General features: G+C 64.8%; 9 protein-coding genes. 7 read left to right on the top strand and 2 right to left on the bottom strand.

From position 1 onward, the window contains the following. Positions 1-22 precede the first annotated feature (22 nt). Positions 23-583, top strand: a complete 561-nt coding sequence (locus KR227_RS10380) for a helix-turn-helix domain-containing protein (RefSeq protein ID WP_218365256.1) — start codon at positions 23-25, stop codon at positions 581-583. On the opposite strand, the gene KR227_RS10375 is transcribed toward KR227_RS10380, so the two are convergent. Beyond that, positions 566-2,101, bottom strand: a complete 1,536-nt coding sequence (locus KR227_RS10375) for a phospho-sugar mutase (protein WP_218365308.1) — start codon at positions 2,099-2,101, stop codon at positions 566-568. The two genes, KR227_RS10380 and KR227_RS10375, sit on opposite strands and share 18 nt — an antisense overlap. 240 nt (positions 2,102-2,341) lie before the next feature. Between KR227_RS10375 and KR227_RS10370 the strand changes: the two genes are divergently transcribed. Next, a complete protein-coding gene (locus tag KR227_RS10370) occupies positions 2,342-3,538 on the top strand; it encodes an amidohydrolase (RefSeq protein ID WP_151529544.1) in 1,197 nt (398 codons plus the stop codon). A 55-nt stretch (positions 3,539-3,593) separates the two neighbouring features. After that, complete coding sequence (locus KR227_RS10365; protein WP_218365255.1) at positions 3,594-5,000, top strand: NAD(P)H-quinone dehydrogenase; 1,407 nt, start codon at positions 3,594-3,596, stop codon at positions 4,998-5,000. A gap of 69 nt (positions 5,001-5,069) precedes the next feature. Here KR227_RS10365 and KR227_RS10360 read toward each other — a convergent pair whose 3' ends face one another. Further along, positions 5,070-6,392, bottom strand: a complete 1,323-nt coding sequence (locus KR227_RS10360) for a short-chain fatty acyl-CoA regulator family protein (RefSeq protein WP_218365254.1) — start codon at positions 6,390-6,392, stop codon at positions 5,070-5,072. A 167-nt stretch (positions 6,393-6,559) separates the two neighbouring features. Here KR227_RS10360 and prpD point away from each other — a divergent pair, with 167 nt between their 5' ends. The 4 genes from prpD to KR227_RS10340 all read left to right on the top strand — a co-directional run bounded on the left by prpD (position 6,560) and on the right by KR227_RS10340 (position 14,001). Further along, positions 6,560-8,065, top strand: a complete 1,506-nt coding sequence (gene prpD / locus KR227_RS10355) for a 2-methylcitrate dehydratase PrpD (RefSeq protein WP_218365253.1) — start codon at positions 6,560-6,562, stop codon at positions 8,063-8,065. Beyond that, positions 8,066-8,986 (top strand): methylisocitrate lyase, encoded by a 921-nt coding sequence (prpB, locus tag KR227_RS10350; protein ID WP_218365252.1) that lies wholly within the window; start codon positions 8,066-8,068, stop codon positions 8,984-8,986. A 2-nt stretch (positions 8,987-8,988) separates the two neighbouring features. Next, the gene (locus tag KR227_RS10345; RefSeq protein ID WP_218365251.1) at positions 8,989-10,134 is read left to right on the top strand and encodes a bifunctional 2-methylcitrate synthase/citrate synthase; all 1,146 of its coding nucleotides are present in this window, start codon (positions 8,989-8,991) and stop codon (positions 10,132-10,134) included. Between the two features lie 456 nt (positions 10,135-10,590). Continuing rightward, complete coding sequence (locus KR227_RS10340) at positions 10,591-14,001, top strand: pyruvate carboxylase (RefSeq protein ID WP_218365250.1); 3,411 nt, start codon at positions 10,591-10,593, stop codon at positions 13,999-14,001. The last annotated feature ends 77 nt before the right edge of the window (positions 14,002-14,078 follow it).

Genomic DNA, 14,078 nt, shown 5'->3' with positions numbered 1-14,078 from the left:
TTGCGTAGGCAGAGTCTTTTTGATGGCTGATGACGATAACGTAATTTACTGGCCGAGCTATGCTGTGGCGCTCGGCCAGCGGGTGCGCACATTGCGCGCCATGCGCGATATCAGCCAAGAACGCCTCGCCGAGCTCGCCGGGGTGCACCGCAACGCGGTGGTCGGGCTCGAACGCGGGGTGTCCTCCCGAAATAGCAGCGCCAATCCGCAGCTCGCCACCGTCTATCGCATCGCCCGTGCCCTCCACGTGCCCCTCGCAGTGCTGCTTCCCGACGCCACCACCCCGCCCCGCCGGCTCTGCCGGGCCACCGAGTCCCTGCCCAGCGAGGTGGATGTGGTGTGGCCGCGCGAGCCGGAGGACGTGCTGCCCTTCGATGGCTCGCACGTGATCATTGACGGCGATGATCCCCGCTTTGTGGATGAGTTCCACCCGCTCTATGTTCTCCGGCAGCGGGCGCGGCTGCAGCTCAAGGCGCGAGAGGATGCTGTAGACGACACGGATGCTGTGGATGCCGCCGAGACCGCGGCGACTGCGGATGCTGCCGATACTGCCGAGTCCGCCGAGCTAGAGACGTCCGAGTAACTCCCGCAGCTCCCCGACGATGCGGGTGAGCAGCGCCTCCGACTGCTCCGCCGAGTCAGTCCCAGAGACGTGAATATAGATTTTGGCTTTGCTCTCCGTGCCGGAGGTGCGGGCCAGAATGCGCACCCGCCCGGCCCCGCCGCTGCCGCTCCAGCCGATGATTTGATCGTCGAGTAGCGGCAGGGGACGGAGGGGAATGCCGGCTAATTCCTGCGGCGGCGTGGCGGCGGCCTCCTCCAGCAGGGTCTGCGGATCGGAGGTGCGGATGATGACTTTGCGGCTGGCATAGTAGCCATGGCGTTTATGCAGCGTCATCAGCTCCTGCTCGAGGGAGGAGCCGTGCATATTCAGCTCGGCCGCCCAGGCACAGGTAATCAGCGCGGTGGCCAGCCCATCCTTGTCCGGAACCCGCGCCGGATCGACGCAAAAACCTTGAGCTTCCTCATAGGCGAAGGCGAGCTGGCCGGGGCGATCGTCCGCGGTTTGGGTCATGTTCTTAAAACCGGTGGCGGATTCCTGATAGTCCCAGCCCTGTGCGGCGGCCAGAGACTTCAAAAGATGCGAGGACACGCGGGTGGTGGCCACCACCGGCGCCGGCGCGCCCGCAGGAGCGTCGGCAACCAGCCGGGTAGCCAGCAGCGGCCCCAGCTCGTCGGCGCTGAGCATGCGGTGGCTGCCGGCGGCGGTTTTGATACCGATGCCGCAGCGATCCCCGTCCGGGTCGAGAGCAATGATGAGATCGGCGTCGTGATGGGCGGCGAGTTCCAGCACCTGCTCGACGGCGCTGGGTTCCTCCGGATCGGGGAAGGCGAGGGTGGGGAAGGTGGGGTCGGGATGCTGCTGGCTCAGCACCGGATAGCACAGCGCGAACCCCGCTGACTGCAGGCATTGGTGCAAAACGCGGCCGGTCACCCCATGCATCGCGGTGTAGACCACCGTCAGCCCGGCGCGCTCGGTGGCCACGCGCAGCCGATCATCCGCGCCGGGATCCACTAGGTCCACCACATAGTCCACATAGCGGCGCAGTTGATCCTGGGTGGGGCGCACATGCACCCGCGGGATCTCGGGTGCCGGCGGCATCTCCTCCATCAAGGCGGTGATCTCCGCCGCCCTGTCGGTAGACAGCAGCCGCCCGTCGCGGGTGTAGAGCTTGCAGCCATTGTCCACGGCCGGATTGTGGGAGGCGGTGATCTGGATGCCGCCATCGAAGCAGCGCGTGTGTATTAAAAACGGGATCAGCGGGGTGGGAGTGGGTTGGGGCAGCAGCGTCACTTCGAAGCCGGCCCCGGCGCACACCTCGGCGGCGGCCTGGGCGAAGGCGGAGGAGCCATAGCGGGTATCCCAGCCCACCACCACGCGAATGGGGGCGTCGGTGGCGTGGAGTAGCCGGCCGATCCCGGGTTCTTCGGAGGGGGAGTCGCCCGCGAAACGGCTAGGCGGGGTGGTGCGCTGCGTGGTGTGGCTGGGCAGCCAGGCGGCGAAGGCCGCGGCCAAGCGGGTGATGAGAGTGATGTTCATCTGCCGTGGTCCTGGCCCGACGGGGGCGCGGAAGCCGGTGGTGCCATAGACCAAAGGGGCAGCGGAGTGGGGCTCGGAGGGGCGGGATTCCACGACTGACAATCCTTTAGCTGCTTGCGGAAGGGGTCCTGTGTTGAGCCTAGCGTTATTACCCCACGTTCTGGTACGGCAAAGCCGCTAGTGTGTAATGGAAGATAGAGTTCAAGGATTATTTGTTGCCACGAGGAGGGACGAAGTCGCGTGAGCGATGTGTGGAGTCATGTACAGGGCTGGATCGAAGAGCACCATGATGTGGTGCTCAGCTGGCGCCGTCATCTCCACAGCCACCCGGAGTTATCGCACCGCGAGTACGAGACCACCGACTTCCTCGAGCAAGTGCTGCGTTCCTATGGATTAGAGCCGGTGCGTTTCCCCGATACGGGGCTGCGGGTGGATCTCGGCCCGGATACCGGCGAGAAGCTGGCCTTCCGCGCCGATATCGATGCCCTGCCCATTACCGAGATCACGGGCCTCGATTTCGCCTCCGAGAAACAGGGCTATATGCACGCCTGCGGCCACGATGTGCACACCACCATCGCCTTGGCCACGGCCTGCGCCTTAAGCAGCTTCGACCTCAACCTCGGGGTGCGCTTCATTTTCCAGCCCGCCGAGGAGGTCCTGGAAGGCGGCGCCCCCGAGGTGATCTCCTATGGTGCCCTCGAGGGAGTGGGCAGCATCTACGCCCTGCACGTCGAACCGAAACTGAAGGTGGGCAAGGTAGGGGTGCGCACCGGGGCGATCACCTCGGCGGCCGATAGCCTCACCATCACGGTCTCCGGGCACGGCGGGCACTCGGCTCGCCCGCACCTGACCGAGGATGTGGTCTACGCCTTGGGTGCGCTCGTCACCCAGCTGCCGGGGCTCTTGTCGCGCCGGGTTGATCCGCGCTCCGGTACGGTGCTGGCCTTCGGCTCGGTCAAGGCGGGTTTCGCCGCCAATGCTCTGCCCCAGCACGGGGTGCTCTTGGGCACGGTGCGCACCGCCGATATTCGGGTCTGGCGCATGATGCAGCCGCTCATGGAAGAGCTGATTCAACAGGTGGTGGCACCCACCGGCTGCGAGGCGCAGGTGCGCTATGTGCGCGGGGTTCCGCCCGTGGTCAACGATGATGTGGCCACGGCGGTGCTTGCCGACGCCGCCACGAGTGTGGATCCGCACGCGGTAGTGGAAGCCCCCCAATCCTCCGGTGGCGAGGATTTCTCTTGGTATCTCGAGCATGTGCCCGGCTCCATGGCGCGGCTGGGCTGCTGGGATGGCACCGGCACCCCGGGAGATTTGCACCAGGGCGATCTGGTGGTGGACGAGCGCGCCATCTCGGTGGGCATCCGCCTCTTCGCCGCGATCCTGAAACGCTACCTCGCCACCGATACTGGGGCCAGTAACCCTGAGATTCCTTAAGGTTTCGTTAGACTGAAGCCACCCATAGTTTCACAATCGTCTGCACGGAGGAATCTTGTCTAAGCGCATTGTCATTATCGGCGGCGGCCCCGCCGGCTACGAAGCCGCTCTCGCCGGCACCAAATACGGTGCCGAGATCACGCTCATCGAGGATCAAGGAGCCGGCGGCTCCGCGGTGCTCTTCGACTGTGTGCCCTCGAAGTCCTTTATCTCCACCACCAGCGTCAAAACGGACCTGCGCCGTGCCGACGACATGAAGCTGGTGGATACCGGCGATACCGTGCTCTTTTCTCTCGGCGCCGCCAATGAGCGTGTGCTGGATCTGGCGAAGGCACAGTCCCATGACATCCGCACCCAGCTCGAGCGCGCCGGGGTGCGCGTGATCAACGGCCGCGCCGAGTTCGACGATAGCGCCCCCAAGCAGGCCACCCACTTCGTGAAGGTGCACACCGCCGACGGCGAGGAGGAAGTGCTCGAGAGCGATCTCGTGCTCATCGCCACCGGCGCCTCCCCGCGGGTGCTGCCCGGTGCCGTGCCGGATGGAGAGCGCATCCTGGACTGGCGCCAAATCTATGATCTAAAAGAACTTCCCGAGCACCTCATCGTGGTCGGTTCCGGTGTGACCGGTGCGGAGTTCGTCTCGGCCTTCGCCGAGATGGGCGTGCAGGTGACGATGGTGGCCTCCCGCGACCGCATTCTGCCCCATGATGACGCCGACGCCGCCGATACCCTCGAGGACGTGCTCGCAGAGCGCGGCGTGCAGCTAGAAAAGCACGCCCGCGTCGATAGCGTGACCAATACCGGCGAGGGCGTTGTCGTGCGCACCTCCGATGGACGCGAAATCGAGGGCTCGCACGCCCTGATGACCGTCGGTTCCGTGCCCAATACCAAGGATCTCGGCTTGGACCGTGTCGGTGTTGAGGTGGCCCGCTCCGGCCACATCATGGTCGATCGTGTCTCCCGTACTTCTGTCACCGGCATTTACGCCGCCGGCGACTGCACCGACCTCTTCCCGCTGGCCTCCGTGGCCGCTATGCAGGGGCGCATCGCCATGTACCACGCCCTCGGCGAGGGCGTGAACCCGATTCGCTTGAAGACGGTCGCCAGTGCAGTGTTCACCCGCCCGGAGATCGCCGCCGTGGGCATCACCCAGGCGCAGCTCGAGTCCGGCGAGGTGGCCGCCCGCCAGATCAAGCTGCCGCTGTCGACCAACCCGCGGGCCAAGATGCGCGCCCTGCGCTATGGCTTCGTCAAGATCTTCTGCCGAAAGAACTCCGGCCTGGTCATCGGCGGCGTGGTGGTGGCCCCCACCGCCTCCGAGCTGATCCTGCCCATCGCACTCGCGGTGAACCACAACCTCACGGTGTCCGATCTGGCTGATACCTTCTCCGTGTATCCGACGCTGTCGGGCTCTATCACCGAGGCTGCCCGCCAGCTGGTGCAGCACGACGATCTGGAGTAACACGGCCGCAGGCCTGTAACGAACCCCGAGATTCCCAGCGTATCTCGGGGTTTCTTGCGTTCCGGGGCGCTAGGCGTAGGGGAAACGGGCCGACTGGGAGAGATCAATCTCCACGCGAGAGCGGGCATAGGGGAAGGCCCGCTGATTGCATTCGGGCCGCGAGCAGCTCCGGCAGCCAGGACCGATAGGGGTGGCCGCATCAGGGGAGAGATTCAACCCGTGGGAGTACACCAAGCGATCTGCGTGGGTGATATCGCAGCCCAGGCCAATGGCGAACTGGGCGGGGTGGTGGCTAAAGCTCGTCGCCCGGCGGGTAATGGTGCGCGCGATCCACAGGTAGGTGCGACCATCCGGCATGGCCGCGACCTGGCGGACGATGGTCTCGGGGGTGTCGAAGGCGCGGTGGATGACCCAGAGCGGGCAGCTGCCGCCGCTGTGGGAGAAGTGAAACGAGGTTGCGGATTGGCGCTTGGAAATATTGCCTGCTCGATCGGTGCGAATAAAGAAGAAGGGCACCCCGTGCGCGCCGGGGCGTTGCAGGGTGGATAGACGGTGACAGGTGGCCTCGAAGGAGGTGCCAAAGCGGACCCCGAGGGCCTCGATGTCATAGTTGAGCTGCTCGGCCTGGGCGAGGAACTCTCCATAGGGCAGGGTGACGGCAGAGGCGAAGTACTGGGCCAAACCCAGCCGGGCCACGTCGCGGGTGCTCTCTGGCAGGGTGTCAGCGATGCGGCCAAAGAGCGGGTCCAGCACGACCAACCCATATTGCAGGGCCATTTCGAAACAGAGCTGCGCAGCGGAGAGATCACTGCGCAGGTGTAATTCCCGATGGGCGCTGAGCTGCCGCTTGGGGCCCACGTGATGATGATTAAAACGGACGCTGATCCCCGCGTCTGCGGCGAGGCGTTTGGCCAGGTTCATGCTCCGCAGCGAGCCCGATCCGAGGCTCCCGGCGAGAGATTCGGCCTCTTCCTCGATAGCGGGGAAGTGGTTGTGGTGGGCATAAAAGAGATCGCGCACAGTCTCGTAGGGGTTCGAGGCGCTGTCATCCTCATCCCGCGGGGCGCGCAGCAGCGCGGTGGTGAACTCCGGATGGTGGGTGGCGATCTCGTAGAGCTCATTATCGCTGACCGCGATGTCGGGGGCATGCGCGATGCGCTCTTTGAGTCCGTCGATATGGCGATAGGCGCTATCGGTGGAGAAGTAGTCCACACCCACCGAGAAATGCTGTGCCAGCGAGATCAGCAGCGGCGCGGTGAGCGGGCGTTTGTCGTTTTCTAATTGGTTGAGATAGCTGGTGGAGATCCCGAGCAGTCGCGCCATCTGCGCCTGGGTGAGATGGCGGGCGGAGCGCAGCGCCCGAATCCGTACCCCCGCAAAAAGTTTATCCATGACTACCTGCCTCGCTATGTATGCACCTAACAGGAAATTTTACAGAGTTTACAAAACAGCCGAGGTAAGTCTGCAAAAATATTCACCTTTTACTGTGACCTGAGAAACATTTTTCGCCCTAGCGTTAGCGGTACCCCATACGGCACGACCCCTCAGGGAGAAGTGACATGAAGATCCATGATGTGCGGACCTACCGCTCCGCTGAAGAATTTCCGCGAGACGAGCATCTCGCGGCCAAGCTCGCGGCGCTCGCCACGGACCCCGTGGCCATCGAGGCAGACGTTGAGGAGATGATCATCAACCGCCTCATTGACAACGCGGCCGTGAGTGCAGCCTCCGTGGGCCGCCGCCCCGTCACCGTGGCTCGCCGCCAGGCCGAGGCGCATGCCGTGACCACCGGCGGCGCCCAGGTATTCGGCATCCCCGGCTCCTATAGCGCCGAGTGGGCCGCGTGGGCCAATGGCGTGGCGGTGCGCGAGCTCGACTTCCACGACACCTTCCTTGCCGCCGAATACTCCCATCCCGGCGATAATATTCCCGCCCTCGTTGCCGTCGCCCAGCACACGGGCCGCTCGGGCGCGGAGCTCATTGCCGGTATTGCCACCGCCTATGAGGTGCAGGTGGACCTCGTCAAAGGCATCTGCCTGCATGAGCACAAGATCGACCACGTCGCCCACCTCGGCCCATCCGTGGCTGCCGGGCTGGGCACGCTGCTCGGCTTGGACGAGGAGACCATCTACCAAGCGATCGGGCAGGCCCTGCACACCACCACGGCCACCCGCCAATCGCGCAAGGGGCTCATCTCCTCCTGGAAGGCCTTCGCCCCGGCCTTCGCCGGCAAAATGGCCGTCGAAGCGGTGGATCGAGCGATGCGCGGCGAGGGCGCCCCAGCACCCATTTGGGAGGGCGAGGATGGCGTGATCGCCTGGCTGCTCTCCGGGCCGGAGCACACCTACCAGGTGCCGCTGCCGGAGAAGGGCGAGCCGAAGCGGGCCATTCTCGATACCTTCACTAAGGAGCACTCCGCCGAGTATCAGTCCCAGGCGCCCATCGATCTGGCGCGCCGGATGCGCGAGCGCATCGCCGATCTCTCCGAGATCGAGTCCATTGTGCTGCACACCAGCCATCACACCCACTATGTGATCGGCTCAGGCGCGAATGATCCGCAGAAGTTCGACCCCGATGCCTCCCGAGAAACCCTCGATCATTCGATCATGTACATCTTCGCCGTGGCCCTAGAGGACGGCGATTGGCACCACGAGCGCTCCTATGTCCCCGAGCGTGCCCACCGCCCAGAGACCATCGAGCTGTGGCACAAGATCTCCACGGTGGAAGATCCCGAGTGGACCCGCCGCTATCACTCCACCGATCCCGCGGAAAAGGCCTTCGGCGCCCGCGCCGTGATCACGCTGCGCAACGGCGAGGTGATCGAGGATGAGATCGCCGTCGCAGATGCCCACCCCCTCGGCGCACGTCCCTTCGCCCGAGAGAACTACATCCAGAAATTCACCACTCTGGCAGAGGGTGTCGTCGATAAGCAGGAGCAGGAACGCTTCCTTGACGCGGTCCAACACTGTGCCGATCTCTCCGGCACCGAGCTGAATCAGCTCAATCTCCAGGTGCGCGAGGAGGTGCTGGCGCAAGCGCCGCACACGGGGAAGGGGCTGTTCTAGATGAACGAGCGACTATTCGCGCCTGCGGCCACCGCCCGCGATATCCGCGCCAGCTTCGCCCGCTCTTTGCGCAGCGGCGAATTGCAGCGACTGCCCGGCGCGTTCTCGCCACTGGTCGCCCGCGCTATCGAGGACGCCGCATTCGATGGCGTCTACGTCTCCGGCGCCGTGGTCGCCGCCGATCTCGCGCTCCCCGATATCGGCCTGACCACCCTCAGCGAGGTGGCTGCCCGCGCGCGGCAGATTGCTCGGAGCACCTCTCTACCGGTGCTTGTCGACGCCGACACCGGCTTCGGCGAACCCATGTCCGCGGCCCGCACCATCGCCGAGCTGGAAAGCGCTGGGGTCGCCGGCTGCCACCTCGAAGACCAAGTCAATCCCAAGCGCTGCGGCCATCTCGATGGCAAAGAGGTAGTGCCCACCGAGCTCATGGTTCGCCGCATCACGGCGGCGGTGAATGAACGCGCCGATCCGAACTTCATCATCTGTGCCCGCACCGACGCCGCAGGAGTGGAAGGAATCGACGCCGCCATCGAGCGGGCGCGCGCCTATGCCGATGCGGGAGCCGACATGATCTTCAGCGAGGCACTGACCACGCCCCAGGACTTCGAGGCCTTCCGCGCCGCCGTCGATATCCCGCTCTTGGCGAATATGACAGAGTTCGGCAAAACCCAGCTGCTCACCGCCCAGCAGCTCCAGGACATCGGCTATAACGCCGTGATCTATCCCGTGACCACGCTGCGTATCGCCATGGGCCAAGTAGAAGACGCCCTCCACGAGCTCGCGGCAACGGGCACCCAAGAGGGGTGGCTGGAGCGAATGCAGCACCGCTCCCGGCTCTATGAGCTGCTGCGCTACGCCGAGTACAACGCCTTCGATCAAGAAATCTTCACCTACACCAACCCAGAAAGTGGGGCATAACAATGACGCAAGACACGACAATTCGCAAGGGCCTCGCCGGGGTGGTGGTGGACTACACCGCCGTGTCCAAGGTGGTGCCGGAGACCAACTCCCTGACCTACCGCGGCTACCCCGTCCAGGAACTCGCGCGCTACTGCACCTTCGAGGAAGTGGCCTACCTGCTGTGGAATGGTCAGCTGCCCACCCCAGATGAGCTGCGCCGGTTCTCCATCCGCGAAAAAGCCCTGCGGCATATCGATCGCGGGCTGATCGAATTGGTGAATAAGATGCCCACCACCTGCCACCCCATGGACGTGCTGCGCAGCGCCGTGAGCTATATCGGCTCCCAGGACCCGGAGGCCTATACCAAGGACTCCGATCACATTCGCCGCACCTCGCTGGAGCTCATGGCCAAGCTGCCGACCGTGGTTGCCTTGGATATTCGCCGCCGCCGCGGCGAGGGCTATATCGAGCCCTCCACGCGCAAGGGTTTTGCGGAGAATTTCCTGCACATGGTCTTCGGCGATGCCGAAGGATCCCCCGCCAATGACCGCGCCGATATTGAGGCCTTTGATAAGTCGCTCATTTTGTACGCGGAGCACTCCTTCAACGCCTCGACCTTCACGGCGCGCGTGATCACCTCCACCATGTCGGATACCTACTCGGCCGTCACGGGTGCCATCGGCGCCCTCAAGGGGCCGCTGCACGGCGGCGCTAATGAGGCCGTCATGCACACCATGCTGCAGATCGGCGATCCCGCCCGCGCCGAGCAGTGGGTGAAGGACGCCCTGGCCAATAAGGAACTGATCATGGGCTTCGGCCACCGCGTGTACAAGCGCGGCGATTCCCGCGTCCCCACCATGGAGGCGGCGTTTCGGGAGCTCGCCGAGAACCACGATGGCGAGAAGTGGGTGGAGATGTACGACATCATGGCGCGGACCATGGACGAGGCCACGGGCATCAAGCCGAACCTGGACTTCCCCTCCGGGCCGGCCTATCACCTGCTCGGATTCGATGTGGAGTTCTTTACTCCCATCTTCGTGATGGCGCGGATCACCGGGTGGACAGCGCACATCATCGAACAGAATGAGTCCAATTCGCTCATCCGGCCGCTCTCTGCCTACAACGGCGAAGAGCAGCGCAAGGTCCCGGCCCAGACGGTCGAATAACACGACTTCCGCACCTTCCTGCCGGGGATGCCCCCGAGGAGGGGCGGTAGCGTCTCTCACTCACTCCCAGATCCACAGGCATGGTGGACGCATCACGCGGCCGCGCCGACACGGTGGTTCCTACACACACGAAAGATGAAGAAAAAAGCGGCACTCAGGTCTTTACGGCAGTCATAACCGAGTTAAAGACAGGGTTTCGCTGGCGCTTCACTTTCGCTGCTGTGGGCGATGAACCATCGCCGCACACCCGTCGGCGCGCAGGCGTACGGGCTCTTAGGGTGCGTTCCACATTAGGATGTGGGATGTGTGAGGGAGACGATCATGGCTCCGGTGCATGTTCCTCCTTACATGCGCCGGAGCCATGTGCTTTCCCGGCGCATGCATAGTACGGCGCTCAAAGGCACTACTCTGTGTGATATGCCCTACACAATGGGCGCACGACCAAGAAAGAGATATATGAATCAGGATCAGTCCCTGCCCAGTTTTAATAAGGTGCTCGTGGCCAACCGCGGTGAGATCGCGGTCCGTGCCTTCCGTGCCGCCTATGAGATCGACGCCAGCACGGTGGCGGTCTATCCCATCGAGGATCGCAACTCCTTCCACCGCTCGCATGCCACCGAGGCCGTGCGCATCGGCGAAGAAGGCGCGCCCGTCAAGGCCTACTTAGATCCGAATGAGATTATCCGCGCCGCCCAAAAAGCCGGGGCGGATGCCATCTATCCCGGCTATGGCTTCCTCTCGGAAAACGCCGCTCTCGCCCGCAAGTGCGCCGATGCCGGCATCACCTTCGTCGGCCCGCCCGCCGAGATCCTCGATCTCACCGGCGATAAGGCCGCGGCCGTCACCGCCGCCCGCAAGGCCGGACTGCCCACCCTGGAGGAGTCCACGCCGAGTGACAATATTGATGACATCGTGGCTGCCGCCGAGGGGCAGGAGTACCCGATCTTTGTCAAGGCCGTGGCCGGCGGTGGCGGACGCGGCATGCGTTTTATCCCCAGCCCCGATAAGCTGCGCGCCCTCGCCGAAGAAGCCTCCCGTGAGGCGCTCTCGGCCTTCGGCGATGCGAGCGTGTATGTCGAGCGTGCGGTGATTAACCCGCAGCACATCGAGGTGCAGATCCTCGCCGATACCACCGGCGATGTCATCCACCTCTACGAGCGCGATTGCTCCTTGCAGCGCCGCCACCAAAAGGTGGTGGAGATCGCCCCTGCCCAGCAGCTCAGCGCCGAGCTCCGCGAGAAGATCTGCGCCGATGCGGTGAAGTTCTGTCAGTCCATCGGCTATGTGGGCGCCGGCACCGTGGAGTTCCTCGTGGACGAAAACGGCAAGCACGTGTTCATCGAGATGAACCCGCGCGTCCAGGTGGAGCACACCGTGACCGAGGAAGTCACCCAGGTCGATATCGTGCAGACTCAGCTGCGCATCGCCGCGGGTGCCACCTTGAAGCAGCTGGGACTCACCCAGGACGCCATTCACACCGAAGGCGCGGCGCTGCAATGCCGTATCACCACCGAGGATCCCAATAACGGTTTCCGCCCCGATACCGGCGTGATCACCGCCTACCGCTCCCCGGGCGGAGCGGGCGTGCGCCTCGATGGCGCCGCCATGCTGGGCGGCGAGATTACCGCACACTTCGACTCGCTATTGGTGAAGATGACCTGCCGTGGCCCGAACTTTGCCACCGCGGTCTCCCGCGCCCAGCGCGCCCTAGCCGAGTTCACCGTCTCCGGTGTGGCCACCAATATCGGCTTCCTGCGCGCCCTGCTGCGCGAGGAGGACTTCCTGCACAAGCGGATTTCCACCTCCTTCATCGAGGACCACCCGTGGCTCTTGCAGGCCCCGCCCGCCGATGATGAGCCCAGCCGCATCCTCGAGTACCTCGCCGATGTCACCGTCAATCAGCCCAATGGTGCCGCGCCCCAGGTGGGCCGCGCCAAGGCGAAGCTGCCGGTGGTGCCCAAGGGGGAGCGCCCCCGCGGTTCCCGCGATGTACTCCGGGAGCTCGGCCCGCAGAAGTTCGCCGAGCAGCTGCGCGCGAACACCACCCTCGCGGTCACCGACACCACCTTCCGCGATGCCCACCAATCCCTGCTCGCCACCCGGGTGCGCCAGTCCGCGCTGGTGCACGCCGCGCGGGCGCAGTCCTATCTCACCCCGGAGTTGCTCTCTGTAGAGGCCTGGGGCGGCGCCACCTACGATGTGGCCCTGCGCTTCCTCCACGAGGATCCGTGGGAGCGGCTGGATCAGCTCCGCGAGGCTATTCCGAATGTGAATATCCAGATGCTCTTGCGCGGCCGCAATACCGTGGGTTACACCCCCTACCCGGACACGGTGTGCCACTCCTTCGTCCAGGAAGCCGCCCGCTCGGGTGTGGATATCTTCCGTATCTTCGATGCGCTCAATGATGTCTCGCAGATGCGTCCCGCCATCGAGGCAGTGCTAGAGACCAATACCGCTGTGGCCGAGGTGGCCATGGCCTACTCCGGCAACCTGGCCGATCCGAATGAGTCGCTCTACACCCTGGACTACTACCTGAAGCTCGCGGAGCAGATCGTGGAGTCCGGCGCCCACATCCTGGCCATCAAGGACATGGCCGGGCTGATGCGCCCGCAGGCCGCCCGCACCCTGGTGTCGGCTTTGCGCAAGGAATTCGACCTGCCGGTGCACGTGCACACCCACGACACCGCTGGCGGCCAGCTGGCCACCTATATGGCGGCCGCCGAGGCCGGCGCCGACGCCGTCGATGGCGCCTCCGCGCCCCTGGCGGGCACCACCTCGCAGCCCTCGCTCTCCGCGATTGTGGCGGCATTTGCCAATACCGAGCGCGACACCGGGCTATCGCTGAAGGCGATCTCCGATATGGAGCCCTACTGGGAGGCCGTGCGCCAAATGTATGCCCCCTTCGAAACCGGGCTGGCCGGCCCCACGGGCCGCGTCTACCGGCACGAGATCCCAGGCGGGCAGCTCTCGAACCTCAAGGCCCAGGCCACCGCGCTGGGCTTGGCGGATCGCTTCGAGCTGATCGAGGACTACTACGCAGCAGTGAGCGATATGCTGGGCCGCCCCACCAAGGTGACGCCTTCCTCGAAGGTGGTGGGCGATCTCGCCCTGCACCTGGTCGGCGCGGGCGTGGATCCGGCGGACTTCGCCAAGGATCCGCAGAAATACGACATCCCGGATTCTGTGATCGCCTTCCTCCGCGGCGAGCTGGGCACCCCTCCGGGTGGCTGGCCGGAGCCGCTGCGCAGCCGCGCCCTCGACGGCCGGGCCCAGGGCAAGGACCCGCTGGAGGCGCTGTCCTCCGACTCGGAGGAGGCACTGCGCAGCGAGGATGTGGATACCCGCCGCCAGATGCTCAACCACCTGCTCTTCCCGCAGCCCACCAAGGAGTTCGCCGAGCACCGTCGCCTCTTCGGCGATACCTCGGTGCTGACGGACCGCGAGTTCTTCTACGGGCTGAAGTCCGGCGAGGAATCTCTGATCCGTTTGGAGAACCAGTCCAGTCTCGTGGTGCGTCTCGACGCTATCTCCGAGCCGGACGATAAGGGTATGCGCACCGTGGTGTGCAATGTCAATGGCCAGATCCGCCCGATCAAGGTGCGCGACCGGTCGGTGGAATCCATCACCGCCGCCGCCGAGCAGGCCGACCCGAACAACCCGGGCCATGTGGCTGCTCCCTTCGCCGGTGCGGTCACCGTGAACGCCTCCGTGGGCGATGAAGTCTCCGCCGGCGACGCCGTGGCCGTGATCGAGGCCATGAAGATGGAGGCCTCCATCACCGCCCCGGTCGATGGCACCATCACCCGCGTGGCGCTGCAACAACCCACCAAGGTTGAGGGTGGTGACCTGCTCCTCGTGATTGAGTAGCAGCCGCGCCCGCGGCATAGAAGCGAACTGGCCCCCGTCCAGCAAGGACAGGGGCCAGTTTTTTATGGCGCACCGTG

The organism is Corynebacterium sp. TAE3-ERU30 (genome assembly GCF_019209925.1).
Classification (GTDB): Bacteria; Actinomycetota; Actinomycetes; order Mycobacteriales; family Mycobacteriaceae; genus Corynebacterium; species Corynebacterium megadyptis.
This window is presented reverse-complemented; position numbering and strand designations above follow the sequence as displayed.